This is a genomic window from Chryseobacterium sp. CP-77, from assembly GCF_036362765.1.
Classification (GTDB): Bacteria; Bacteroidota; Bacteroidia; order Flavobacteriales; family Weeksellaceae; genus Chryseobacterium; species Chryseobacterium cupriresistens.
Genome location: NZ_CP143637.1, coordinates 3476617 through 3502204, shown reverse-complemented (window position 1 = coordinate 3502204; position 25588 = coordinate 3476617). Strand labels below are relative to the sequence as shown.

Genomic DNA, 25588 nt, shown 5'->3' with positions numbered 1-25588 from the left:
TCAATGAAACTATTTTTATTTTTTTCCGGTATTTTATTGATGACTTTGAGTTGTCAAAAGGAACTAAATTTTGAAAATTTTACTATTGACACAAACTTACCTGATAATGATACTATTCTACTTCTCTCTAAATATCCGGAACTGAAGCTTTACAATAGTGAAATTGTTAAAAGTAAATCAAGAACAGCACATATTGTTCAGGCTGCGAGTTATTCAGATGGTTTTCGTAAAGGGATATTTCTATTTGACGATTACAAATGCAAAGCTATCACTCAGGCTGATACGCTTAATATTAAACTGAATAATTACAATGGATATTTTGGCAACGGGATTTTGATTAAGGTATTTAACAATCAGTTTTATATAAAAGATATCGATCCTAAAACATTAAAAGGTGAAGAAAAATTCAAAAAGGTCCGTGTTTTAAGTCAGAAACTGATTCTAAATAGTAACAAATTCAATAAAAATGACAGCATTTATGGCTTCATAGATTATAAATGCAGTATTGACAGCTTAGTTTATAAGCGCTTTAGAGGATATTTTAAAACTATAATACTATAAAAATTAATATGATCACAGAAAGTCTAAGATCTCTTTACAACAGAGATTTAAATAAGTTAAAAACGGAACTGGAAGCCTATCAAAGCGAAGAAAATCTTTGGAAAACGGATAAAAACATTTCCAATTCTGCGGGTAATCTAACACTTCATCTGGTAGGAAATCTTAATCATTTTATCGGAACACACCTTGGAAACACAGGATATGTAAGGCAGCGTGACCTGGAATTTTCGTCAAAGGATATTCCCAAAGCGGAACTTATTGAAAAGGTGAAAGCCACTGCGGCAATGATAGATTCAGTACTTTCCCAATTGTCCGATGAAGACCTGAAAAAAGAATATCCATTGGTTGTTTTTGAAAGTGCCATGACAACCGATTACTTCCTGATCCATCTGCTTGCTCATCTGGATTATCATCTGGGGCAGGTTAATTATCACAGAAGGTTGTTGGATAATTAATCATTCTTTTTACAAAACCATGTCAAGGTTTTGAACTTGACATGGTTGAAATTACGAAGATATCTAGAATATTATTTCTCAAATAACATTTTCGTAATAAAATCTTTCTCTCCTTTTCCTCTTGCCGGAGAATATTCTCTTCCGTAGAAAATAATCTGAAGGTGAAGTTTATTCCATACTTCTTCAGGGAATAATTTTTTGGCGTCACGCTCTGTTTCTACTACGTTTTTTCCTGAGGTAAGTTTCCATTGTGTCATCAGACGATGAATGTGGGTATCTACCGGAAAAGCAGGAAACCCGAAACCCTGGCTCATCACCACTGATGCAGTTTTATGCCCTACGCCCGGAAGGGCTTCCAATTCTTCATAAGTTTGCGGAACGATACCATTATGACGTTCCAGCAGAAGTTCTGCCATTCTTTTAAGGTTTTTGGCTTTGGTATTGGAAAGTCCGATTTCTTTGATGAGTTCTTTGATTTCAAATTCTTCCAGCTTGGCCATTCTTTGTGGAGTTCCTGCCACGGCAAAAAGATCAGGTGTTACCTGGTTAACTTTTTTATCTGTGGTCTGCGCGGAAAGTGCTACGGCCACCATTAATGTATACGGATCGGTGTGATCTAAAGGAATAGGTGTAGTCGGATATAATTTATCCAATTCTATCTGAACGAGCTCAGCTCTTTGTTTTTTTGTCATGTAACCCTTAAATTTGAACAAAATTAAATCATTATGCTGAAAGTTGGAGATAAATTACCTGAATTTGAAGGATTCAATCAAGACGGAGAAACGGTAACCTCATCAAAGTTAATAGGAAAAAAACTGGTGGTTTTCTTCTACCCGCAAGCGAATACCCCAACGTGTACCGTGGAAGCATGCAATCTAAGTGATAATTATTCCAAGCTTGAAAAAGCAGGGTATCAGTTACTGGGAGTAAGCGGTGACAGCGTAAAGAAACAGAAGAACTTCCACAGTAAATTTGCATTTCCTTATGATCTTATCGCGGATGAAAACCGTGATATCATTGAAAAGTTCGGGGTATGGCAGGAGAAAAAAACGTTTGGAAAAACGTATATGGGAATTGTAAGAACGACTTTTATTTTCGATGAAAATGGTGTCTGTACAAGAGTTATCGAGAAAGTGACTTCAAAGACTGCTGCTGAGCAGATTCTGGAAGGTTAATTCTTTTTGCAACACAAATATCACAAATGCTTTCACAAATAACACGATTTATATCACTGTGTTATTTGTGAAAATGTTTTTTGGGGATTTATTATTCGGTTTCGTAGTAATTTAATTCCTCTGTTTCGCCTGGAAGTATGACGTGTTTTTTAAACCTCAACCCTAATTTTTCGATCAGTTTTTGGGAAGAAATATTATCCTTTGAAATAATGGCTGATATTTTTGTTAATCCGAAATCATCCATTCCGATCGATTTAACTTTCTGGGCTGCTTCAAAAGCATATCCCTTACCTTCGAACTCTTCCAGTAAAGAATATCCTATATCCACGATATCAAGCCCTTCTCTTTCGAAGATTCCTACTGCCCCTACTTTTTCATTCCCATCTTTGGTTATTAAAAGATAGTTTCCAAATCCAAGTCTTTCAATCTGGGGAGCAAATCTGTTGAGAATATAATTTTCGGCATCTTCAACAGAATTAACATTGCGGTTGCCGATATGTTGAATGAATTTGGGTCTGTTATAAAGGTCAAAAACGAAATCTTTGTCTTCACGGGACATGGGACGAAGGATTAATCGCTCTGTCTCATAGATATTATCTGCGTTTGGGTGTTTTTTTAGACTCATCTTTCTTTGGTTCTTCTTTTTTTTCGATTTTCAACAATCTCGGGTTATTAGCACATTTCTTATTGTAAAGCTCAATATACGTTCCATTGTCTTTTACATTGCTTACAGCACCTGTAGATTTATTTACCGTGACTGTATAATGTGTTTTCTGGTATGGACATTCCTTTGAGGTCAGTTTTCCAAGATCCAGATAGTAATTCGATTGATCTTCATGGTAATTGCCGGCAAGATCCTTGAATTCCTCATCCACCATATATCCCTCAGCAGCTAATACAACCGCAGCCTCCTGAGCATTATCAATTCTGTCAACAAACTTCTTTAATCCTTCTACATCTGTTACATAATTTTCTTTACCTCCTTCTGAGTAAGCAATATAATAAAAGCTGTCTTCACTAGGGAAAAGATTGAATCCTGAGAACTGAGGAGTATAATTTACCTTACCCGAAGTCTTTATTTCCTCACCTTTCCCGTAGCTGTTGTATATCAGCACCCACGAGTCTACCCTGCTTCCTGGGTTGATCTGCTGCAAAACAGAAGGTATACTTGAAAACTTTTTCTTCTCCTGAGAATATCCTAAGATTCCCAAAAGTAAAAATGTAAGAATTGTAAATCGGGTTGCAGTGTTACTCATAATTTAAAAATCAGCAGAAATATACCAAATATTACATGAACTTCTCGCCTTTCTTAAAGTTTTTCAAATCAAGAACATAATCTTTGATGAGCTGGTCATTATCACGCGGACAGATCAGAAGTGCCTTATCTGTATCTACAACAATATAGTTTTCAAGACCATCAATGATTACGGCCTTGTTATTATTCTTTAAACGGATGATATTTCCTTTTGAATTATAAGAAAGTAAATGTTTCAGTTTTACCGCGTTTCCGTCTTTATCTTTTTCCGTATTTTCATATACGGAAGTCCATGTTCCAAGATCGCTCCATCCCAAATCTGATGGAATCACATAAACATTCTTTGCTTTTTCTAAAATTCCGTTATCAATGGAAATCTTCTGAACCTTCGGATAAATGGTTTCAATACAGCTGTTTTCTTTTTCTGAGTTGTACTCACAAGCCATAAAATGCTGCATCATTTCTGGAAGATAAAGATCAAAGGCATGATGAATACTTTTCACATTCCATACAAAAATTCCTGCATTCCAAAGGAAATCACCACTTTCCAAAAAGCTTTGGGCAATTTCAAGGATAGGCTTTTCTGTGAATGTTTTCACTTTAAAATATTCCGATCCCTTTTTTTCTACAAACTGAATATATCCGTATCCGGTATCAGGCCTTGTCGGGGTAATCCCTAATGTTACCAGATAATCATTTTTTGAAGCCAGGTCAAATGCCAGCTCCACTTTCTCCAAAAACACATCTTCTTTAAGGATCAGATGATCTGCCGGCAATACAATCATCGTTGCATCCGGATTAATCTCAGCAATTTTATTGGCCATATACAGATTGCAAGCGGCTGTATTCTTCATCAACGGCTCGCCCACAATATTCTCTTCAGGAATTTCCGGAAGCTGCTGATGGGAAACAGGAACATACTCTTTATTCGTAATTACGAATATCTGCTCTTTAGGAATTACCTTGCTGATTCTGTCATAGGTTTGCTGAATCATAGTGCGCCCGGTTCCTAAAATATCCTGAAACTGTTTTGGAAATTTTTGCGTACTCATCGGCCAGAACCGGCTCCCGATTCCTCCCGCCATTATAACGCAATATCTATCTGATTTTAACATTATTAGCTACATTTTTCTACCCTCGCTAAAGGCTTGAAAGAATACTTCCTTCCAGTAGCCAGGTTCTTACAAAGATAGTTTTTTTTAACCAGACCTTCTAATAAATACTTTTCGTTGCGGTACATAAAAAATTCTCCCTTTTTAAGCTCCTCAATAAAATGAAGACTATCATCCTGTTTCTCAGTATGAAAATATCTTACCAGATCAGGGCTTGCCATGAAATTGGCTTTAGGCGATTTTGAAAATTTTACAATGATAGGTTTGAGTTCTTCATCATAAACCTCAAGGCTTTCCAGAAGCATATTTCTAAAAGTTTGTTTCCATTCGTTGCCATGAGGCGAAATTCTCCGTCCATATTTTTCGAAAGCAATCAGATGTGCGAGCTCGTGAGTGAGCACAAAGAAAAAAAGTTGTGGGGTAAGGGTTGAATTTACCGTAATTTCATGCGAATTGTCCGGAAGTTTTCTGTAATCTCCCAGTTTTGAATTTCTGTTTCTTGTAACTTTTATATGTATATAGTAATCTGCAAACCAGATTCTTAAATATTTAAGTGTATTTTGAGGTAAGTATTTTTCTAATGATTGAATTGGCATTTTACAAACTTAATGGAATTCCTGCATAGAAATTCAATAGTTTAAGACTAAAAAGATAATTATATTTTGCCTGCGCTACTGATCCCTGTGCATTTGCATAATTATTTCTCGCCACATTGACGTCGTAGATGGTGGTTCTTCCGGCAGCATAACTTTTATCGGCAAAATCAAGAGCCAGTTTTGAGCTTTTTTCAGCTTCCACTGCAGCCAGATAGGTTTCATAATTGGCATCAGCATCAAACTGAGCTTTCTGAACATTTTGTCTTACCGTCTGTTTCTGTTGTTCTAATGTATTTCTGGCTATACTCTCATTGACCTTAGACTGTTCTACCTGAAGTTTTGTTTTTCCTTTATTGAAGATAGGAATATTCAATGATAGCCCAACATTTTGCCCGAACTGATCTTTATATTGTTCAAAAAAAGTTCCCTGCACAGTACCTGGCATAGGATCAAACTGCCTGTTATAGAAAGTGTTAAGACCCGCACTTGCTGTTAACGTTGGCCAGAATGCTGTTTTGGTTACTTCAGTTTGTGCTTCGGCAGATCTTATCCTGCTTTCGGCTGCTTTGATCTGCGGTTGTATCTCATAGGCCGTTGTAAGCACCTCATCTACAGTATTAAGTTGTAAATCAAGCTTTTCCGGAACATTTACATCTTCCACGTCGAAACCCTTATAATCGGAAAGCTGTAATAGCTGGGCGATGGCAAACAAGGCACGTCCAACATTTACTTCTGCCGTTTTAAGGTTTTGTTTCTCTCTTGCCAGCGCAGCTTCAGCCTCAGCTAAAACCGTCTGGGCAGTTGTTCCAACCTGGGTTGTGATCTTAGCTCTGTCAAACTGTTTCTGGGCATTATCCACAGCACTCTGAGAGATTTTAACAATCTCCTTATTCAACAAGGCTGTCAGATATTGTTGAGCAATCTGAAGAGAGATATCATTTTTAATGGTTTCAATGTCATATTGGCTTGCTTCTACATCAAACTGGGCTTTTCGTACATTTTTCTCTAATCTTCCATTATTATAGAGCAAAATATCGGCACCAAGACCGACACTGTTATTGAATCTGTCGTTTCTAAAACTTCCCGCTCCTAATGACCCTTGCCCGAAACTCACCCCATTCGTCATACTCCCCGATACAGATGGTAAATATTCTTTTTGGGCTGCTTTAAGATTATATTCCTGGTTTTGTTTGTTATACTGATTTTGGATAACCTGAAGATTATGCTCCACTGCATAGCTTACACATTCTTTTAAGGACCATTTCTTCTGAGCACTTAAACCCAGATAACCTAATCCAAAAACGATGATCCAAACTTTTTTCATATGTATATGTTTATTTGTTTTTAATGGTCATATGGAACCGTGTCATCTTCATCAGTACTGTTACCTGTGAATCACAGCGATTTCATATTAAGATTTTTCAATATTAGACGAATTAAATATAAAAAAGTTACAGATTGAAAAATTATATTTTATTTTAAAAAAACTTTTGGGAATTTTGCACCATGACAAATGAACAATATCAGGAAGCTATCGACTGGCTTTTCGTACAGATGCCCAACTATCAGATAGATGGACAGAAGGCTTATAAACCTGGACTTGATAATATAACAAAGCTTTGTGCTTTCTTTGGAAATCCTCAGGATAAAATAAAGTGCATTCATATTGGCGGTACCAATGGAAAAGGTTCTTCAAGCAATATGCTGGCATCGGTTCTTCAGGAGGCTGGCTATAAGACCGGATTATATAATTCTCCACACCTTATCGACTTCACAGAGCGAATAAAGGTGAATGGAAAAAACTGTAATAAAGAATTTGTCTTTGATTTTATTCAAAAATTAAAGAAACTTCCCGAAGATATCCGTCCTTCATTTTTTGAGTTTACCACCATTATGGCTTTTGAATATTTTTATCAGCAGCAGGTAGATTTTGCCATTATTGAAGTTGGATTGGGAGGAAGACTTGATTCTACCAATATTATTAATCCTTTGATTTCGACTATTACCAATGTACAGCTGGATCATCAGAATATTCTTGGAGATACCATCGAAGAAATTGCATCAGAGAAGGCCGGGATTATTAAACACAATACGCCTATTATTTCCGGTGATGAAAATGAAGCTGTAAAAAATATCATAAAGGAGAAAGCAGCGAAAGAAAATGCTCCTTTGATAGATGCCACTCTTATCAGTACAGATCTGGAATCTGATCTGAAAGGGAACTACCAGAAGAAAAATGTCAGAGTCGTGCTGGCCGCTGTAGAAGAATTAAGAAAGCTTAAAGTAAATATTTCTGATGAAGCATTGGAAAAAGGACTTCTCCATGTTCACCAGAATACAGGATTTATTGGCCGTTGGTTTGAATTTTCACAACATCCGCTTACCATTTGTGATACGGGACACAATCAGGCAGGTATGGAGTATGTTTTTTCACAATTAAATTCAATTGACAGGCACAAGCATATTATTTTGGGGTTTGTGAACGACAAAAAAATAGATGATGTGATGAAATTACTTCCCGAAAATTCTGAGTTCTATTTTGCAAAACCATCCATCAACAGGGGAAGACACCCCGAAGATTATGAAAATCTGCTTCAGGAGGCGAAAATTTTTTATAAAATTTTTGATTCCGTGCAGGAAGCGTATCTCTCTGCAAAAGAACGATGTACAAATGAAGAAATGATTTTTATCGGCGGAAGCAACTTTGTAGTGGGAGATTTTTTGGAAAAAAATTTGGAGATTAAAGAATAAGTCGTATATTTGCACCACTCTAAACAAGAGAACAAGTCTAGAGGGTTCTTAGCTCAGTTGGTTCAGAGCATCTGGTTTACACCCAGAGGGTCGGGGGTTCGAATCCCTCAGGACCCACAGAAAAGGAAACGAAACCTTTCAAAAAAATTCGGGTTCTTAGCTCAGTTGGTTCAGAGCATCTGGTTTACACCCAGAGGGTCGGGGGTTCGAATCCCTCAGGACCCACAAAAAATCTCTCAGATTTCTGGGAGATTTTTTTATTTTTATCCCTAAGCATTTAAATGTGTCCTGCAGTTTTCCTGATATTTATCTACCTTTGCCTACATCGAATAGCCGAACTTGAAGCAGCTTCACATCATATCATTCAATTATCCCTACCCTCCTTCTTATGGCGGAATCATTGATGTATATTATAAAATCAAGGCCTTATCTGATCTGGGAATAAAAATTCATCTTCACTGTTTCATAGACCAGATCCCTTCAACTATTGACAGAGAAATTAAAGAGATTACGGAAAATGTATTTTTTTACAAAAAGAAGAAGAATCCTCTGCTTTATTTTTCATCAACGCCTTTCGCTGCTGCGATTAGAAAATCTGATGAACTTATTAAAAATCTGGAAAGGAATAAAGCTCCCATCTTGTTTGAGGGTTTACAAACCACCCAAATTATACGGTTTTTGAGAGAGAATGACCATAAGCTCTATCTCCGCTACCATAATAACGAAAAGGAGTACTATAAAGGTCTTTCCGGATCGGAGAACAACCTATTCAAAAAGATCATCTACTCCATTGAATCTTTAAAATATACAGGATACCAGAAAAAACTTTTAAAGAAATTTGAAGCTGTATTCTGTCTGTCTGAAAAAGAATATCATGAAGTCGAATCCTATTCAAAGAATGCACACCTGATTCATATCTTTCACGGTAATGAATCGGTAAAGGAACTGGATCAAAAAGGAAAGTATTTTCTATTTCATGGAGATCTCACCACTGCTGACAATAAAAGAGCATTAAATGAGACTATCGGTTTATTTAAAACGCTACCGCAATATCAACTGGTTGTTGCCTCCGATCGTGCCAGTGAAGATATTAAAAACAAAATCTCAGCAGTGGAAAATATCAGCCTCACTCCTATTCAAACCACGGAGAACCTTTATCGTCTTCTGGAAGGTGCTCATGCCAATATTTTAATTTCTTACCAGAATTCAGGAACAAAAGTGAAGCTTTTCAATACGCTTTACAACAGCCGTTTCGTGATTATTAACGGGAATATTACAGATGATCCGGTTTTAACAAATTTATGCCTGTATGGCGATGATATAAGCCAAATCCGTCAGCAGATTATCACCTCAGCTGGAAAGGACTATCATGACACTGAAAAAAGAAAGAATATTTTAGAAGCAAGTCACTCCGATAAAGCTAAAGCAGACGAAATAGTAATGCTAATTTTTAAAAATTAACCCTTTCCACCACTTTCTGGATATTAAATTCTTCAAGACAGGCCCAGTCACCTCTGTAACATTCCTTATCTCCAAAGACAGAACATGGTCTGCAGCTCAGGTCTTTTACCTGAACAACATCTTCCTCACTTTGTCCAAATCCCAGAAATCCGGCGTAAGGATGGGTAGCTCCCCAGATAGAAATACATCGGGTTCCCACAAGACTTGCAAGGTGCATATTGGCCGAATCCATAGATATCATCAGTTCCAGTCCGGCAATATAATTGAGCTCTTCCGTAAGATTTAACTTTCCGGCAAGGTTTTTTGTATTAGGAATCTCTGCTTCCCACTTTTCAAGAGTTTCCGTTTCTTTTTTACCTCCTCCAAAGAAATACACCGTATGTTTCTGAGCAAGAATTCTTACCAGCTCATACGATTTTGCCAAAGGAAGCATTTTCCCTTTATGCTGGGCAAAAGGGGCAAAACCAATCCCTGATTTTTGCGCAGAAACCGGTCTTAATTGATGAGAGAGTTCAACGTTGAAGCCCATTTCACGGAAAACATCTGCATAACGTTCCACTGTTTTTTTCAGCTGTACCTTTTCCAGATTCCAGATATCCGTAAGATGCTCTTTTTCTTCTTTGCCTTTATTAATTTTAAAGACCTTGAGGCCTTTCCTTCTGTATATTCTGTCTAAAACCTTGGTTCGGATTACATCATGGAGGTTGGCAATACAATCAGGATTAAATTCACGGATCAGTTCGTTACTCAGTTTTCTCAATCCAAAAAGACCTTTGTAATCATCCAGATCGATCCCTTTAAAAGTTACATTAGGAATTCCTGCAAACAGCGCCGCAAAATTTTTCCTGGAAACCATAATAATTTCCACGCCGGGATTCTGTTCCAGAAATTCTCTGAAAACAGGTACGGTCATCGCAACATCTCCGAATGCGGAAAAACGATATGCTAAAATTCTGCTCACGATTATGATTTCAGTTGATAAGCAACTGCATAAAACTTGATCTGCTTGGTCATCGCCATCAATCCGTTGGCTCTGGAAGGTGAAAGAAATTCCTGTAATCCTATTTCTGCAATAAAATCAAAATCAGAATCCAGAATTTCCTGAGTGGAATGCCCACTGTAAATACTTACTAAAAGAGAAACGATCCCTTTGGGTAAAATACCATCAGAATCAGCATTAAAGAAAAGTTTCCCATCTTTGAATTCAGCATCAATCCAAACTTTGCTCTGACAGCCTTTAATCAGATTTTCTTCTGTTTTCTTATCTTCCGGTAAGCCTTTCAGTTCTTTTCCAAGATCAATGATGTACTCATACTTTTGCTCCCAATCGTCAAGAAAAGCGAATTCGTCTATTATTTCCTGCTGTTTTTCTTTAATGGTCATTTTAAATCAAATTTCTTTTGCAAAGATAACCAATTTTGTAAAATTTATTTACGTGACGCTTTTTCAAAAAGCTGAAGAATTTTCGTCTCTTCATTCTCCCAGCAAAATACGTCTGCTGCCTTATTTAATTCGCTCTGATAATACTGTCTTCCATTCTGAAGAACAAGATTAATTGCTTTTTCAATGGTTTCAGGCTGGTGATCCGGAATAATTTCTCCTACATCAAACTGATTTTTTATCCTTTGCATTTCCGGGAAATTAATCATGACCAGTGGCACTCTCGACTGGATATAATCGCAAACTTTATTAGGAAGTGAATAATAGTAGCTTACTCCGTTATTTTCTTCAAGACTGAATCCTGCATCAGCCGTTTTGGTGATTTCCCTGAGATTTTCAGGTTTCAGTTTACCCAGGAAAAATACTTTATCCTGAAGCTTTTCCTGAATAACAAGTTCCTCGTAATCTTTTTTCTTGGGACCATCCCCTGCAATTTTCAGAACAGCATCTTTAATATGATGCATGGCCACAATCATTTTTTCAATTCCCCTGGACTGATTAATCGCTCCCTGATACAAAATAATTTTAGGATGATTTTCAGGAATTTCCGGTACAGAAAGAATTTTTCTGGGAATATTTCTGACCACAACCGGATTGACATTATATTGTTCATGGAACCATTCAGCATAGCTTTCACTTTCTGTCATCATCAGTTCCATATGGGGAACCAGCTTTCTTTCCAGTACTCTCCAGAATTTCTGAGAAAATCTGTTCTGAACGGATGGCATTTCCGTGAAAATTTCATGGCTGTCAAACACCAAAGGAATGTTCAGTTTTCTGGCAATGAGATAATTTGGCAGAAGCGCATCAATGTCATTGGCATGTAGAATCGTGTCTTTGTCCGCTTTTTTCTTCAGTTCTTTGTATAATTTCCAGTTGAATTCAAAATAAGCGGTCTTTAAGCTTTTAGAATTCAATCCTATTCTGGAAAAGGGATAAGGACGTTCCATTTTTTCATTTCCTTCCCAGTCGTTACCAATCAGGTCTATGGAATATCCGTTATCAAAAAGGGTTTTGCACACCTTCTCTATCCGTTGGTCAGTATACAGATTACTAAAAGCAGAAGTAATAATTTTTTTCCTCATCAATCTTTCTTGTCTAGTATTAAATAATAGATTTGAATGAAACAAATAAGCCCGTTTGGTATGATAACCGGCCAAAGCATTCCATTAAAGATACCATAAATGACAAAACAAATACAGCCAATCATGTTAACCACTCTGATTTTTTTTACATCTTTCAGTATGAAACTCAATACGATAAAAAGAGAAGCAGAATAGCCAATGTAAGTGGTAAGTTCAGGATTCATGGGGAAAATTTAAGGTTACAAACTTAATCATTTTCAATAAGATAATAAATTTTTTTCTGCCATAAAGTCATTAATTGATTTTTGGTAAAATATTTGTAATTTAGATAATGAATAAAAGGTAATGTTGCCTTTGTTCTAATGAGATATATTATGGATTATAAGTTTTCACAAGGTTTGAGCCAGGTGTTCAAACAAAGCAAAAGCGAAGCTAAAAGGCTGAAAAGTGAATTTCTTAATACAGAACATCTACTTTTAGGTATTATAAAAACGGAAAACTCTGCAAAAGAAATCCTTCAAAACCTTAATGCGGATTTAACACAAATCAGAAGAAAAATTGAAACTCTAAATACAGCAAGTCTTAATCCTATTTCTGAAGAGGTTACCAATATTTCTTTCACTAAGATGGCAGATCATGCGATCAAACGTGCAGAGTTAGAATGCCGACAGTATAAAAGCAATGAAATTAATACCGTTCACCTGCTTTTAGGTATTCTTTATAAATATGAGGACCCTACTTCAAATATTCTGGGAGCTTATGACATCGACTACGAAGGAGTTTCAAGAGAGTACCAGACTATGCTTAAAAATTCGGGCCAGTCTCCACAGATGAGTGCTTACGATGATGATGATGAGAGAGAGGAATTTGAGCAAATGAGAAAACCTACAGGAAATCTAGGTTCTGCAAAAAGTAAAACCCCTACATTGGACAACTTTGGTAGAGACCTTACTTCTTTGGCCAGAGACGGAAAACTGGACCCTGTGATCGGGCGTGAAAAAGAAATTGAGAGAGTTTCTCAGATCTTATCGCGTAGAAAGAAAAACAACCCACTCCTTATCGGGGAGCCTGGAGTTGGTAAATCTGCCATCGCTGAAGGTTTAGCATTAAGAATTCAACAGAAAAAAGTGTCGAGAGTTCTTTACGGAAAACGCGTGATCACTTTGGACCTGGCAAGTTTAGTTGCCGGAACTAAGTACCGTGGTCAGTTTGAGGAAAGAATGAAGGCCATCATGACCGAACTGGAGAAAAACAGGGATGTCATCTTATTTATCGATGAGCTTCATACCATTGTAGGAGCTGGAAGTTCTACCGGAAGTTTAGATGCTTCCAATATGTTCAAACCGGCTTTGGCAAGAGGTGAAATTCAATGCATCGGGGCAACTACTCTGGATGAGTACCGTCAGTACATTGAAAAAGACGGAGCTTTAGAAAGAAGATTCCAGAAAGTAATGGTGGAACCGACTTCTATTGATGAAACCATTCAGATTCTGAACCAGATCAAAGATAAGTATGAAGAACATCACAATGTCATTTATACACCTGAAGCGATTGCGGCGTGTGTCAATTTGACATCAAGATATATAACAGACCGTTTCTTACCGGACAAAGCAATTGATGCAATGGACGAAGCCGGATCCCGTGTTTATATCAAAAACATGAAAGTTCCTACTGAAATCATTGATTTTGAAAAGAAAATCGAAGATATCAAGGAACTGAAACAGAAGGCTGTAAAAGCGCAGGACTACCTTGAAGCAAGAAAACTGAAAGATGAAGAAGAACGTCTTCAGATGGAACTTAACTCGGCTCAGGAAAAATGGGATAAAGATGTAAAAGAGAAAAAAGAAACCGTAACAGAAGAAAATGTAGCGGAAGTGGTTTCTATGATGAGCGGAGTTCCTGTAACGAAAGTTGGTAAGAACGAGCTTGATAAATTGGCCCAAATGGATGAAAAGCTTAATGGAAAAGTAATCGGCCAGGAAGATGCTGTGAAGAAAGTAGTGAAAGCTATTCAGAGAAATAGAGCAGGTCTTAAAGATCCTAACCGCCCTATCGGTACCTTTATTTTCCTTGGAACAACCGGGGTTGGTAAAACCGAATTGGCAAAGGTAATGGCAAGAGAACTATTCGAATCCGATGAATCTCTGATCAGAATTGACATGAGTGAATACATGGAGAAATTCGCGGTTTCGAGATTGGTTGGTGCGCCTCCGGGATACGTTGGATACGAAGAAGGTGGTCAGCTGACAGAAGCGGTAAGAAGAAAGCCTTACGCAGTAGTTCTTTTGGATGAGATTGAAAAAGCTCACCCGGATGTATTCAATATTCTGTTGCAGATTTTGGATGAAGGACACGTTACAGACAGCTTAGGAAGAAAAATTGATTTTAGAAATACCATCATTATTCTGACTTCAAATATCGGAACAAGAGATCTTAAAGACTTTGGAGACGGTGTAGGATTCGGAACTTCTGCGAAGAAAACCACTTCAGACTCTAGAGCGAGAAGTACCATTGAAAATGCCCTTAAGAAAGCATTTGCACCGGAATTCTTAAACAGAATTGATGATATTGTGATCTTCAACTCTCTTGTACAGGATGATATCAAGAAAATCATTGATATTGAACTGAACAAACTTTATGGCAGACTTGAAAAATTAGGATATAAAGTTGATCTTACTGAAGAAGCGAAAGACTTTATTTCTGAAAAAGGATGGGATAAAGATTTCGGAGCAAGACCATTGAAACGTGCGATCCAGAAGTATATTGAAGACTTATTGGCAGAAATGCTGGTAAACAAGCAATTGAGCGAAGGAGAAACCGTAGTTCTTGATCTTAATGAAGCAAAAGACGGATTGATCGGGAAAACACAGAAAGCGAAAAAATCGGCTGAAAAGTCTTCTCAATCTTAATTAAATAAATAATTTAATTTCAAATAAAAAATCTCCGGGAAGTTTCCCGGGGATTTTTGTTTTATAGGCTTGGCTGAAGCCGGATGAATTTTATTTTCTGACTAAACGAGGCTGTCTCAAAAGTCCCCCCTCTCTCGGACTCCTGCCTGACAACTTTTGTCATTTAGGAAATTCTCAGAGCGTTAATTTACCTTTTGAGACAGCCTCTTTCCTATTGATGAATGAACCCTTAAAGTCCCACCACAAAACCAATAGTCGGAATCAGACCGCTGGAAAATACACTGGAGTTCTGTTTCCAAAGCACATTGTACATTAAACCCAGCTGCATGAAGGAATTGTTTCCGATCCGCTGCATATATCCTCCTCCAAGGTATAATGCATTCTCTTCCGTATTGTATTTATAGTCGTAATATTTATCTTTGTAATCAACAAAATAATGCTGATAGTTGGCTCCCACATAAAATGATCTGGCAAAATAATAATTGACAAAAGGACCTACTCCAAACATAGTAGATTTATAGTAATCAGAAGTCTGCCACGAAACACTTCCTACCACACCTCCTTCAAAATCATCTGTAAACCTGTATCCTACTCTTGGTGAAGCCGACAGATTAAAGGCACTGTTGCTTCCAAATCCTAATCCAATGCCTCCTCCAAAAGTCCACTTGCTGTTTTCCTGTACAGGTGCTCCTACTGAAATTTGGGAAAAAACTGATCCTGAAGCTATCAGCATCATAGAGATAATAAACTTTTTCATATGTTATATTTTTGATCTTACAATTATATTCACATCTGTTTCCGTCTGCAGATGGGTTGATAAAATGGCAGCATAAAGCTCTATCGTTTTTATCAATGTTTAAAATTATGGTTTTTTTACGAATTTTTTAATTGTATTTTTGCCGCATCAAACTAAGAACTCCCGTTAAGAGTTTCGTAAAATTGAATACAATGAAAGTAGTAGTAGGCCTCTCCGGAGGTGTAGATTCTAGTGTTACAGCGTATTTGCTGCAGCAGCAAGGCCATGAGGTAGTGGCTTTATTTATGAGAAACTGGAACGATGCTTCCGTAACACTTGAAGATGAATGTCCCTGGATTGAGGACAGTAACGATGCCCTTATGGTAGCACAAAAGCTTGGAATTCCTTTCCAGGTGATAGACATGAGTGAACTTTACAAAGAGCGTATCGTTGACTATATGTTTGCCGAATACGAAAAAGGCAGAACTCCCAACCCTGATGTATTATGTAACAGAGAAGTAAAATTCGATGTGTTTATGAAGACTGCCATGTCTTTGGGTGCCGATAAAGTTGCTACAGGACATTATGCAAGGGTAAATTCTACTTTTGATGAAAACGGTAAAGAAATCTTTCATCTTCTGGCCGGAAAAGACAATAATAAGGATCAGTCTTACTTCCTTTGCCAGCTAAGTCAGGATCAGCTTTCAAAAGCGTTATTCCCAATTGGAGAACTTACAAAGCCTCAGGTAAGAGAAATTGCAAAAGAAATCGGACTGGTAACGGCAGATAAAAAAGATTCTCAGGGATTATGTTTTATCGGAAAAGTAAGTCTTCCCCAGTTTTTACAACAGCAATTGAAACCTAATGAAGGGGAAATCGTAGAAATTTTCAAAGATTCTCCTCTATTTTCGGAAGAAAAACCTGAATTCTCATCCAAAGAAGAAGAACTTGAATTTTTATCAAGAAAAATCAATTATAAAAAATCTGACGGAAAAGTAATCGGGAAACATCAGGGAGCCCAGTTTTTCACAATCGGACAAAGTAAAGGACTTGGTATAGGCGGCCATAAAGAAAGCTGTTTTATCATCTCCAGAGATATGGAAAACAACATCCTTTTCGTAGGAGAAGGAAGCCATTTCCCGGGTCTTCACAAAAAAGCTTTGAAAATAGACAATTCTGAACTGCACTGGGTGCGAGAGGATTTGAGACTTCAGAACGGAGGATCTATGGAAGTAATGGCCAGATTCAGATACAGACAGCCTTTGCAGAAAGCAACCCTGTATCAGTTTGAGAATGCTTTTTATATTGAATTTGACGAACTTCAGTCTGCTATTGCTGAGGGACAATTTGCATCATGGTATATCGATGAGGAATTGATCGGCAGCGGTGTGATTTCGTAAGAGTTTCGGGATTCGGGGTACGGGATTTCGGGATATAAGCTCCTGAATAAAAGAGGTTTTAAGTATATTGGGATTGTTTTTTTAAAGAAAATATTTTTTTGAAATTTTTCTGTAACGTTTTTTAAGTTGTCATACTTACTCAGTAAATAACAATAAAAAAATATTACTATGAAAACATCTTCAAAAAACCAGTACGCTTATGTAAACAATATTCTGATTGCGGTTGTATCCTCTATTTTCGGTTATAATCTTTATCAGGCCATTGTACATCCGGAAAACTCCAATATTGCGATCAGTCTTATTTTGGTAGTCCTGACTTCCGTTATGGTTCGGAAATATGGCTATCAGCCCGTAAAAGAAGAAAAGAAAAATATTTAATATCAACAGTACATGATAAAGCCCGGAACATTTTTGTTTCGGGTTTGTTTTTAATAATAAGTTTTACTTTATCTTTTCATTGATATAACCTGAGATAAAAATCAATGTAACAATACATTCTGAGATTAAGATCATAACAAGAAACCCAACAGGTTTTCCCAACAAGAACCCTCTGATAAGTTTGATAATTCCCAATAATAAAATAAATCCCGCAAAATAAAGCGTTTTACTCGAAATAGCTATTTTCAAATACTTTAGAATAAAAAGCGAAGCATAAAATCCGAGGATCAGGATGAGATAGAACCTCAGAAAGTCAGGTCCTTTAAGAATAATCGGATTAAATGTCTGATGGACTGCCATAAGCCACATAAAGCCTGTCACAACCGGAACTGAATAAATGATGAGTTTTTTCATAATGATGAGTTTTATTATCCTCCGCATCCCCCACATCCACCGCAGCCTCCTCCACAACCACCTCCGCCGCTGCAGCTTGATCCGCCACAACTTCCTCCGTCATTATTTTGTTTATCTTTTCTGTTAGGGTCAGAAACCTCCTGATCTCCTATGATTGAAACGATCGTTCCCAGAATAAAAATAATCCCAAATACAACTGCAGTAACTATTAACCCTGAAAAGTTATCTCCTTCTGTACACGAAAATAAAAGCAATAACACCAATATGGGAGCAAAGAAGGCCATTTTTCTAAGCCATGATTGCAATGTTGACTTTTTCTTACGCTCTCTCCAGATTTCTTCGGGTGCTTCTTGCCGGAAAATCTGCCGATAACCTGTTAAAGTATCTTCAAACCAGTTCTGATGTCTTTCTTTTTCCGCATAACCACCTTTGGATGGATGATGATGAAGTGGCCTTTTTAAGATGTGAGGACAGAATTCTTCCCAATAATTTTGGGTGTAGATCAGGTGCATATGCCAAACTTTGTCAACGATGTTACTGGGAGAAGCTCCATGAGGAAGAACACAGCAGAGATACACGAACCTTTTGTATTCTTCAATTGCTTTTCTGGCGAAATCAAGACTCCAGCGTTCTTCTTTGGCAAGTTTTTTTGAGAAAGGGAACTCGACACCGGTAGCATCCAGAGAAAATTCCTGTATCCTGTTCCAAAGGGACTCATCTTGTAATAGCATTTTTGTTTCCATTGTTTTGATTTTTTTTCTATTCAAATATCAATGGATTATATAATATAAAAGTCTTTCAAAAATCTTTTTTGGTTTGATAAAAGTCTTAAATTAGTCTTACAAATACACACCATGAAAAAGGAAGATATCCTGCATCTTGAGAAACTCATGAATTTCTTAAGCCGGCAATTTTTAAAGAAAAACCATTGGGAAGATGTTACCAAAACCGAATGGTCTTATATAAGCGCAGAACTGAATGAGCTGATTATCAATGATCATTCAGAAAAACAGATCAAAAAAGAGCCAGATCTTCTGGGAACGAATTATCTGTATGAGCATCTGATCATCAATAAACTGAAAAAATTTAAACAGAATGAAAATGCTGTTTTAAGCAGACCCAACCTTGCTAAACTGAGTCTAATCGTCAAAGTTTTAGGGTATTCCAATTATATAGATTTCATCAATTCAAATACGGAGGCATTCAATTTTAATGATCTGAGGATTGATATGAATAATGCCAATATGAATACCGCACTTTTAGACCGTTTAGTAGGATGCTGGTATTCTTATAACAGAAATCTACCCGATAATCCTTTAATGGCAAAAGAAGACCGTATATGGCGCTCTGCGATGGAAATTTACAAGTCTGAAACCACCGGAGAATATTTTATTGAAAGGAGCGGTGGTGATCATCACAAATATTTCGGAAAGGTGACAGCCTATTCTGATTATGTTTTCATCATCATGAACAGCAATACGTTTATCCGTCAGAGGCATTTCATTTCAAGGATAAAGGATATTAAAGAAAAACTTAAGAACCCGGACTATAAACTCCACGAAATCCATTTCATAAGCACCTGCATTAGCTTCAATCAGGAGCCGATTGCTTTGTTTGAAATCTTCAGAAAAGCGGACAGAAAAACCTTTATTTCTGATTCTATCAGCTTTCCCATTGACAGTGATGAAATACCTGAATCAATTGTTAAACAGCTTGAAGACACCGAATCTAATAGAATAGATTACAGATAGTTAAAAGAGATAAAAAAATTATCGGATACAAAAAACTCAATAATAAACATCATCATCAATCTTTATATCATGGTCAGGGAATAAGACTGTTTCGGGTCTATTGTATTTCTCTTATGCCAGGAATATATTTAAACCTTAAAAATCAATTCATTACCGCAATAATTCTCTAACTTGATGGTTTTAAATATGAACCCCTCAATCGTCTTGCTATGGAATATTATGAATTGTATGAAGTTTTGAAAAATCATTTTGATTCCGGAAAAGGCAGGGTTGAAATTAAAGAATTGAATGTAACCATTGAATCAATTCCTTTTGAATCCAAGGTTTGTGACCTGCTTTATGGCTCAGAAAATCAGCATTGCAACAAACATCAGCAAACGCTCGAAATCAACAAAAATGCTTATCTCTTGTACGACCAACCCGCTGTAGATATCAAAGATTTTGAAATTGAATGCAATAAAAGATTTGAATATCATATCCTGAAGCGGGCAGATATAGAAACAACCGAAGGAGCTTTGTTTTTTTTCCATGGACTGAACGAAAAGAAATGGGATAAATACCTGCCATGGGCGTATGAACTGGCTCAAAGAACACAAAAGGCCATCATTTTATTTCCTATTGCATTTCATATGGATCGTGCAGAACCTATCTGGAGTGACCGCCATCATATGATGGAAGTGGTTAGTTTCAGGAAGAGAAAGTATCCGGAAAACATGAATTACTCTTATGTGAATGCTGCCATAAGTTCCAGACTCGAAGCGCATCCGCAAAGAATTTTCTGGTCCGGCCTCCAAACCTATTCTGATATCACAGAAGTGGTAAAGGACATTAAAAAGGGTAAAATCAAGGGTATTTCTCCAAAAGCAAATCTGGATTTATTTGGCTATTCTATAGGATCATTTCTTGCGTTAATTATCAAAATGGCTGATCCTCATTATTATTTTACCCGATCAAAAGTGTTTTGCTTTTGTGGTGGAATGACGATCGACAGAATGTTTCCAATTTCCAAATACATCATGGATACTCAGGCCACTGTGAAAATGCAGTCTGTTTTTACGGAATTGCTGAGCTCGGATTTTAAATCGGATCCACGTCTGAAACATTATCAGAATGAAGATTTACATCCACAGGAAAGCTGGTTCAAAAAAATGCTACGCTACAATTATTTCCAGAAGGAAAGAGAGGAAAGAATTCAGGAAATCCAATCTCAGATCAAAGCCTATGTCTTGGAAAAAGACAGTGTAGCACCTCCGATAGAAGCTTTAAACACACTGCAGGGCGGCTACAGGAATATTAAAGTCGATATTGAAATCAAAGATTTCCCGTTTGAATATTCTCATATGGTTCCATTTCCGCTTACCCACAAGCATTCAAAACAAGTTACCGAAGCATTTCACCAGTTTGTACAATCTGCCAGTGATTTCTACAATACCTGATGATCAATTTTTCAGGGATAAAATAGAGAAAGAAATAGTTTAAAAATAAATAGTATAAGATCCATGGTGTTTGTTTTTGTTTAATTTTTGTCAACTGACCAGCCAGTCTTTGAAGTCTTTCACGCGGTCTCTGCTGACCGTTATTTCCTCTTCAGGCTGAAACTCAAGGTCCACTTTATAGTAAGGCGAAGTATGGATATTTTTGATATAATCCGAACTGATAATAAACTGCCTGTTCACCCGGAAAAACTTTTTCGTATCCAATACATCTTCCAGCTCATCAAGTGTAAAATCTGACGGATAGGTACGGTCTTCCGTCTGAAGATAAACGATTTTATTCTCACTGAAAAAGCAGCTTATTTCGTGAGTCTGAATAATCTTAAGGTTGTATCCTATTTTCACCAGCACTCTGGAAAGGGTAGATTTTTCTTTTCTGATCAGCTGTTTGATATCTAGAGAACCGTTGGTATCGCTGGCAGGAATGAAGGATTTAAATTTCTCCACGGCTCCTTCCAGGTCTTCATCAAGAATGGGTTTTAAAAGATAATCAATGCTGTTCAGCTTAAAGGCTTTCAGGGTGTACTGATCAAATGCTGTCGTATAAATAATGAAACCTTTGGTAGGTGCTTTTTCAAAAATATCAAAAGACAGTCCGTCACCCAAAACAATATCGGAAAAGATCAGCTGCGGATGCTCGTTTTCAGAAAACCAGGCAACTCCTTCTTCCACCGATTCTATTTTGGCAACTATCTCTATTTCAGGAAAATTATTCAACATTCTCTCTAATTTCCTTGAAGCAGGTTTTTCGTCTTCTATGATGACAGTTTTGATCATTGATCTTTAATTTTAGTTTTCAGATTATTGGGAAATAAAGGTAGATAAAAGCAGACAAATTTTAATAATCTATTCGCTTTTTCTCTTTTTTAAGTTCTTTTTCAATCATATTCTTTTCCCATTCGGAATCAAAAAGAAACAGTTTTGCAGCTTTTACGAGGATAATAAATCCCCAGATTCCAAGGATGGTATATCGGTCAAACCAATGAAAATTAATCATCTTTTCGCCAAAAATATCATCAGGAATGATCAGAACGGCAAATAAGGCAAATATAAAAAGGCTTTTATAGAATTTTCTGATGCTGTTGGTTCTTGTGTGGGCAGTTTCGTAATCCATGATCTTATAAGTTTTTAAGTTATTGTTTATAGTGTTTTTATTTTCTGTTTTTCATCCTTCTCCATCAGTTCTTTTATTTTTCTTTCTTCCCAGCTTTTACCAATCCCGAATACGCTTATGGCATGAAATGCAATTCCTACTCCCCATCCCAGTGCAGGCCATAGAAACCATAAATATCCGGGAGCAGTTACAATGTTCAGTATTGCTAAAAAAGGAATAATGATACAGTACGAGGTAAGGTTTCCATAAAATTCTTTCAGGTCTTTCACTCGTCTTGAAGCTTTTCTGTAAGCAATTGTTTCTTTGTCAGGTAAAATTTCCATAATGATTTGTTTTAAAGGTTGATTTGTTTTTTCTTGAATCAAAGGTAGCTCAGGAAAGTGCCACGAATCAATTTTATGTGACCGAATGGTAGATTATACTGTCTGAACTGTAAAAACCTGCCATTAATAGATAAAAGGGATCAATTTTTTGGTGCTTTTTCTGTATTCAATATATTCATCCCCAAACTGTTCTATCAGCGTCTGTTCTTCAATCTTAATCCTGTAGGCAAAGGCTAAAAACGGAGGAACAAAAGCAAAAATCAATGAAAGCCAGTTATTTAAATACAAACCTAGGCCCAGAGAAGTCAGCAGCGAAAAAGCATAGGAAGGATGTCTCAGATATTTATAAAATCCTTCTTTTTTGATTTTATGATCCTGTCTGATGGTTACATCTACTGTAAAATATTTCCCTAATGATCTGATGATGATGTATCTGACAATAATCCCGATAAGGATAAAAAGTTCACCCAGATATGCAATCCAAATTCCATTAACTATAGGAAAATGAGTGTTGTAAAAAATAAATACTGAACTTGCAATAGAAAATGGAATGGCGAGCCATAGGATATTCAGAGTTGATTTATCCTTGTTCTTTTGATCTTCTTTGCCGGATTTCAACATGTTCTTGTAAAGGAATTCCGTGAGAAACCAGGCGGCCATTGAAATGTAGAATAGAATTGATAAAGTATTCATTTTTCAGAAGGTTTTTAAGATTAAGCGCTATTTCTTTTAGTGATCTTTCTGTTTATCCATTAGTTCTTTGATCTTCTTATCTTCCCATTTCCTGATAAAATTAACCTGCGGCAGAAAAACGGTCACCGCGTGAGCTGCAAGCCCTATTCCCCAGAAAGTTGCCGTAAAAAAATTTTTAAACTGAAAATAGCTTTCACCAGGCTTCAGGTGCATACAATTATAGACAACAATCAGAGCATTCACTGCGATATAAGCGAATACATGTCCGTAAAACCCGCGCAGTCTTTCTACCTGTCTTCTTGCCCGTTGATATTCAATATTGTTTTCGTCAAATCTTCCCATGGTTCTATTTTTTTTGTTTGTTCATAATTTCACGAATCTTCTTTTCCTGCCATGATTCTCCTACTCCAAACACCTGAAATGCATGGGAAGCAACGCCTATTCCCCATCCAAGTACGGGAAACCAGAACCAGTGATTTCTGCTGCTTGTAAAAAGATTGATAAAGATTAAAAAGGCGCTTACGGTACAGTAAGAAATAAGGTTCATATAAAAACTCTTAATCTCTTTTACTCTCTTTTGTGCCCTTTGGTAAGCGGCAGAATCATCTTCAGGTTTTGATGTAGAAATATGCGGTTTAGCCATCAGCATCGGAAGTTTTACTTTAAAATGATCTTCGGATTTTTCAATGAAGACATTTCGCTCTGTAATAAGGGAATAGCGCTGTACAATATTAGCTAGACCAATTCCTGAGCTTTCTTTGATCTGCTCCCTTACCTGAAGATTATTTTCAATACAAAGGGTATTTCCGTCTGAAAAAATTCTGATGACCAAAGGTTTTGATGACGTTGCAAAATTATGCTTGATACAGTTCTCCAACAAGAGCTGCAAAGCCAGTGGAACTACATATTTTTGATAATCCTCTTGAGCAACATCAAAAGTAAAATCTACACTGTCTTCAAACCTTGTTTTTAAAAGTTCGCAATAGGTTCTGGCAAATTCTATTTCATCTTCCACCGTTACCAGCTCTTTATCTTTTTGTTCAAGTACATACCGGTAAATCTTTGACATTGAAGCGGTAAACTTTTGCGCCTGTCTTGGATTTTCATCAATCAGAGAGCTTAAAACGTTCAGGGAATTGAAAAGGAAATGCGGATCCAGCTGGTTTTTTAAACTTTCAAACTGGGCATTGGCGGATTTGGCGATCAGCTTCTGCTCCACCACTTCTTTTTTGGAAGTTTTCTTCAGTTCTTCCATAAAACCTTTCGCGTGCAGGAAAGCAGAAATCAGAAGGGCAATATTGATCATAAACCAATTGGTTACCCCATATTTAGAGGAAAAGAATACTTCTGTGGTTGCTGTTTTCTGAATCACTACATAGTTCATATAATTACAGAAATACACCAGAATAAAGTTCCCGATGATAATGGAAATAATACTTAAAATAGCTCTCGTTCGGGTAGCTTCGGACCATGGGAATTTTCTGTTGAGAAATTCATTGATAAATCCGTTTCCAAATCCCAGAACAAACGAGTACATGGTGGAAAGGAGCAGCGTAATCAAAAAAGTCTGCAAAGTTTTTTCATCATTAAAAAACAAAAAGAAAAACAATGTAGTTCCCAATGATGTCCAAAGTAAGGTTTTCAAATATTTACGCTTCATGATCTGTTTTCTTGACTCAAAATTAGTTTTTATTAAAGGTATCAAAAATTAATTGTTACCGAAGGGCTGATTTTTCGTTCTGAACGGTACCAAAAAAACCTTCACGAATGAAGGTTGATTGATTTGAAATACAGAGAAAACTACTTTGCTTTTTCTGCCGGTAAGCTTAGGAAATAATCGGCTTCTCCTCTTCCCCAGTTAGGATCTAAAGCGGTTTTGGGCTTATATGTTGTAAATTTTGCCTGAGCATCTTTAAATAGTTCCAATCCTTTGGTTTTACTTCCTCCGTACTGTTCGGGAGTAAAATAGACATCTTCTGCTTTGATCAATGCAATTCTTGGATTTGAAGGATCTAATTTTTCTGCAATATTAAGTTCATCAGCAGCTCTTGCCCCATCTGTCATGTAACGCTGGGCAGGATTTACCATCATTCTCAGGGAATAAGACATTTTTCTCAACAGATGAATTTCCGCATTATCTGCTCCGGCAAGATTCTGAGCCATTGAAAGATGCTTCTCAGCCTGATCAGCGATAACATCAAGCTCCTGCATTTTTCCCTCTCTCATCAGGACTCTTCCTTTCTGAATTAAAGAAAAAGCTGCGTAGTATGCCGGAAGCCATTTTGTGCTTTCTTTGCTTCCAATTCTCTGGAAGTCGTTAGACAGAGCCTGGAAATCTTCCGGGGTTTTGCAGGTTTCAATTTTCGCAATTTTTTCAGACATTATTTTATCGTAATCTGCCTGTGCAAAAGCCGTTAAGCTCACCAAAGCTAAAGCAAAACTTAAAAGGTATTTTTTCATGATATTAAATTTTAAAAGTTAGTTAT

At 36.8% G+C, this 25588-nt stretch carries 30 protein-coding genes and 2 tRNA genes; 12 read left to right on the top strand and 20 right to left on the bottom strand.

What is annotated here, in order from left to right:
- The first annotated feature begins 3 nt into the window (after nucleotides 1-3).
- Nucleotides 4-561: a hypothetical protein gene (locus V0410_RS15605; protein ID WP_330744794.1), complete on the top strand. Its 558-nt coding sequence runs from the start codon at nucleotides 4-6 to the stop codon at nucleotides 559-561.
- A gap of 8 nt (nucleotides 562-569) precedes the next feature.
- On the top strand, nucleotides 570-1016 hold the full coding sequence (locus tag V0410_RS15600) for a DinB family protein (protein WP_330744793.1): 447 nt from the start codon (nucleotides 570-572) through the stop codon (nucleotides 1014-1016).
- 71 nt (nucleotides 1017-1087) lie between these two features.
- Here the strand turns inward: V0410_RS15600 and V0410_RS15595 are convergent, their stop codons facing one another.
- Nucleotides 1088-1708: an endonuclease III domain-containing protein gene (locus V0410_RS15595; protein ID WP_330744792.1), complete on the bottom strand. Its 621-nt coding sequence runs from the start codon at nucleotides 1706-1708 to the stop codon at nucleotides 1088-1090.
- 33 nt (nucleotides 1709-1741) lie between these two features.
- Here V0410_RS15595 and bcp point away from each other — a divergent pair, with 33 nt between their 5' ends.
- Nucleotides 1742-2191, top strand: coding sequence for a thioredoxin-dependent thiol peroxidase (gene bcp, locus V0410_RS15590; RefSeq protein ID WP_137904532.1), 450 nt, complete (start codon nucleotides 1742-1744; stop codon nucleotides 2189-2191).
- 91 nt (nucleotides 2192-2282) lie between these two features.
- Here the strand turns inward: bcp and V0410_RS15585 are convergent, their stop codons facing one another.
- From V0410_RS15585 to V0410_RS15565, 5 genes are read right to left on the bottom strand one after another with little or no spacing between them, the layout of a single operon-like run.
- Nucleotides 2283-2816, bottom strand: a complete 534-nt coding sequence (locus tag V0410_RS15585; RefSeq protein ID WP_330744791.1) for a GNAT family N-acetyltransferase — start codon at nucleotides 2814-2816, stop codon at nucleotides 2283-2285.
- A complete protein-coding gene (locus V0410_RS15580) occupies nucleotides 2785-3447 on the bottom strand; it encodes a hypothetical protein (protein WP_330744790.1) in 663 nt (220 codons plus the stop codon). Before V0410_RS15580 ends, V0410_RS15585 begins: the two co-directional genes overlap by 32 nt.
- Before the next feature lie 31 nt (nucleotides 3448-3478).
- Nucleotides 3479-4561 carry a mannose-1-phosphate guanylyltransferase gene (locus V0410_RS15575; protein ID WP_330744789.1) on the bottom strand — a complete coding sequence of 361 codons (1083 nt, stop codon included), beginning with the start codon at nucleotides 4559-4561 and terminating at the stop codon, nucleotides 3479-3481.
- A 2-nt stretch (nucleotides 4562-4563) separates the two neighbouring features.
- Complete coding sequence (locus tag V0410_RS15570; protein ID WP_330744788.1) at nucleotides 4564-5154, bottom strand: SprT-like domain-containing protein; 591 nt, start codon at nucleotides 5152-5154, stop codon at nucleotides 4564-4566.
- A gap of 1 nt (nucleotide 5155) precedes the next feature.
- Complete coding sequence (locus V0410_RS15565; RefSeq protein WP_330744787.1) at nucleotides 5156-6478, bottom strand: TolC family protein; 1323 nt, start codon at nucleotides 6476-6478, stop codon at nucleotides 5156-5158.
- A gap of 182 nt (nucleotides 6479-6660) precedes the next feature.
- On the opposite strand from V0410_RS15565, the gene V0410_RS15560 reads away from it, so the two are divergent.
- The 4 genes from V0410_RS15560 to V0410_RS15545 all read left to right on the top strand — a co-directional run bounded on the left by V0410_RS15560 (nucleotide 6661) and on the right by V0410_RS15545 (nucleotide 9366).
- Nucleotides 6661-7905, top strand: a complete 1245-nt coding sequence (locus tag V0410_RS15560; RefSeq protein ID WP_330744786.1) for a bifunctional folylpolyglutamate synthase/dihydrofolate synthase — start codon at nucleotides 6661-6663, stop codon at nucleotides 7903-7905.
- A gap of 42 nt (nucleotides 7906-7947) precedes the next feature.
- Nucleotides 7948-8022: transfer RNA gene (locus tag V0410_RS15555), tRNA-Val, on the top strand.
- Nucleotides 8023-8055: 33 nt separating this feature from the next.
- Nucleotides 8056-8130, top strand: a tRNA-Val gene (locus V0410_RS15550).
- Nucleotides 8131-8244: 114 nt separating this feature from the next.
- Nucleotides 8245-9366: a hypothetical protein gene (locus V0410_RS15545; RefSeq protein WP_330744785.1), complete on the top strand. Its 1122-nt coding sequence runs from the start codon at nucleotides 8245-8247 to the stop codon at nucleotides 9364-9366.
- Here the strand turns inward: V0410_RS15545 and V0410_RS15540 are convergent.
- Genes V0410_RS15540 through V0410_RS15525 form a run of 4 tightly spaced genes read right to left on the bottom strand, consistent with a single transcriptional unit; the run spans nucleotide 9356 to nucleotide 12115 of the window.
- The gene (locus V0410_RS15540; protein WP_330744784.1) at nucleotides 9356-10327 is read right to left on the bottom strand and encodes a glycosyltransferase family 9 protein; all 972 of its coding nucleotides are present in this window, start codon (nucleotides 10325-10327) and stop codon (nucleotides 9356-9358) included. The genes V0410_RS15545 and V0410_RS15540 overlap by 11 nt on opposite strands.
- Before the next feature lie 2 nt (nucleotides 10328-10329).
- Nucleotides 10330-10749: a SufE family protein gene (locus V0410_RS15535; protein WP_137904536.1), complete on the bottom strand. Its 420-nt coding sequence runs from the start codon at nucleotides 10747-10749 to the stop codon at nucleotides 10330-10332.
- 44 nt (nucleotides 10750-10793) lie between these two features.
- Nucleotides 10794-11891, bottom strand: coding sequence for a glycosyltransferase (locus V0410_RS15530; protein WP_330744783.1), 1098 nt, complete (start codon nucleotides 11889-11891; stop codon nucleotides 10794-10796).
- Complete coding sequence (locus V0410_RS15525; RefSeq protein ID WP_110008987.1) at nucleotides 11891-12115, bottom strand: uroporphyrinogen decarboxylase; 225 nt, start codon at nucleotides 12113-12115, stop codon at nucleotides 11891-11893. The genes V0410_RS15530 and V0410_RS15525 overlap by 1 nt, the downstream gene beginning before the upstream one ends.
- Nucleotides 12116-12265: 150 nt before the next feature.
- Between V0410_RS15525 and V0410_RS15520 the strand changes: the two genes are divergently transcribed.
- Nucleotides 12266-14800 (top strand): ATP-dependent Clp protease ATP-binding subunit, encoded by a 2535-nt coding sequence (locus V0410_RS15520; RefSeq protein WP_330744782.1) that lies wholly within the window; start codon nucleotides 12266-12268, stop codon nucleotides 14798-14800.
- A 229-nt stretch (nucleotides 14801-15029) separates the two neighbouring features.
- Here V0410_RS15520 and V0410_RS15515 read toward each other — a convergent pair whose 3' ends face one another.
- A complete protein-coding gene (locus tag V0410_RS15515) occupies nucleotides 15030-15557 on the bottom strand; it encodes a hypothetical protein (protein WP_330744781.1) in 528 nt (175 codons plus the stop codon).
- A 191-nt stretch (nucleotides 15558-15748) separates the two neighbouring features.
- On the opposite strand from V0410_RS15515, the gene mnmA reads away from it, so the two are divergent.
- Nucleotides 15749-16936, top strand: a complete 1188-nt coding sequence (gene mnmA, locus V0410_RS15510) for a tRNA 2-thiouridine(34) synthase MnmA (RefSeq protein ID WP_120232343.1) — start codon at nucleotides 15749-15751, stop codon at nucleotides 16934-16936.
- A gap of 168 nt (nucleotides 16937-17104) precedes the next feature.
- Nucleotides 17105-17314, top strand: coding sequence for a hypothetical protein (locus V0410_RS15505; RefSeq protein ID WP_330744780.1), 210 nt, complete (start codon nucleotides 17105-17107; stop codon nucleotides 17312-17314).
- A gap of 63 nt (nucleotides 17315-17377) precedes the next feature.
- Here V0410_RS15505 and V0410_RS15500 read toward each other — a convergent pair whose 3' ends face one another.
- Together V0410_RS15500 and V0410_RS15495 are read right to left on the bottom strand one after the other, a co-directional pair.
- Nucleotides 17378-17728: a hypothetical protein gene (locus V0410_RS15500; protein WP_330744779.1), complete on the bottom strand. Its 351-nt coding sequence runs from the start codon at nucleotides 17726-17728 to the stop codon at nucleotides 17378-17380.
- Between the two features lie 14 nt (nucleotides 17729-17742).
- Nucleotides 17743-18471 carry a glycine-rich domain-containing protein gene (locus V0410_RS15495; protein WP_330744778.1) on the bottom strand — a complete coding sequence of 243 codons (729 nt, stop codon included), beginning with the start codon at nucleotides 18469-18471 and terminating at the stop codon, nucleotides 17743-17745.
- Between the two features lie 111 nt (nucleotides 18472-18582).
- Between V0410_RS15495 and V0410_RS15490 the strand changes: the two genes are divergently transcribed.
- Both V0410_RS15490 and V0410_RS15485 read left to right on the top strand, forming a co-directional pair.
- Nucleotides 18583-19479, top strand: coding sequence for a hypothetical protein (locus V0410_RS15490; protein ID WP_330744777.1), 897 nt, complete (start codon nucleotides 18583-18585; stop codon nucleotides 19477-19479).
- A gap of 209 nt (nucleotides 19480-19688) precedes the next feature.
- Complete coding sequence (locus tag V0410_RS15485) at nucleotides 19689-20915, top strand: DUF6051 family protein (RefSeq protein ID WP_330744776.1); 1227 nt, start codon at nucleotides 19689-19691, stop codon at nucleotides 20913-20915.
- A 90-nt stretch (nucleotides 20916-21005) separates the two neighbouring features.
- On the opposite strand, the gene V0410_RS15480 is transcribed toward V0410_RS15485, so the two are convergent.
- The 7 genes from V0410_RS15480 to V0410_RS15450 all read right to left on the bottom strand — a co-directional run bounded on the left by V0410_RS15480 (nucleotide 21006) and on the right by V0410_RS15450 (nucleotide 25562).
- Entirely contained in the window at nucleotides 21006-21749 is a 744-nt protein-coding gene (locus V0410_RS15480) for a LytR/AlgR family response regulator transcription factor (RefSeq protein ID WP_330744775.1), read from the bottom strand.
- 61 nt (nucleotides 21750-21810) lie between these two features.
- Entirely contained in the window at nucleotides 21811-22086 is a 276-nt protein-coding gene (locus tag V0410_RS15475) for a 2TM domain-containing protein (RefSeq protein WP_330744774.1), read from the bottom strand.
- 26 nt (nucleotides 22087-22112) lie between these two features.
- Complete coding sequence (locus tag V0410_RS15470) at nucleotides 22113-22409, bottom strand: 2TM domain-containing protein (RefSeq protein ID WP_330744773.1); 297 nt, start codon at nucleotides 22407-22409, stop codon at nucleotides 22113-22115.
- A gap of 123 nt (nucleotides 22410-22532) precedes the next feature.
- A complete protein-coding gene (locus V0410_RS15465) occupies nucleotides 22533-23102 on the bottom strand; it encodes a methyltransferase family protein (protein WP_330744772.1) in 570 nt (189 codons plus the stop codon).
- Nucleotides 23103-23138: 36 nt separating this feature from the next.
- Nucleotides 23139-23444: a 2TM domain-containing protein gene (locus V0410_RS15460; RefSeq protein ID WP_202842124.1), complete on the bottom strand. Its 306-nt coding sequence runs from the start codon at nucleotides 23442-23444 to the stop codon at nucleotides 23139-23141.
- A 4-nt stretch (nucleotides 23445-23448) separates the two neighbouring features.
- Nucleotides 23449-24762: a 2TM domain-containing protein gene (locus V0410_RS15455; protein ID WP_330744771.1), complete on the bottom strand. Its 1314-nt coding sequence runs from the start codon at nucleotides 24760-24762 to the stop codon at nucleotides 23449-23451.
- Between the two features lie 140 nt (nucleotides 24763-24902).
- Nucleotides 24903-25562, bottom strand: coding sequence for a hypothetical protein (locus tag V0410_RS15450; protein WP_330744770.1), 660 nt, complete (start codon nucleotides 25560-25562; stop codon nucleotides 24903-24905).
- Between the last annotated feature and the right edge of the window lie 26 nt (nucleotides 25563-25588).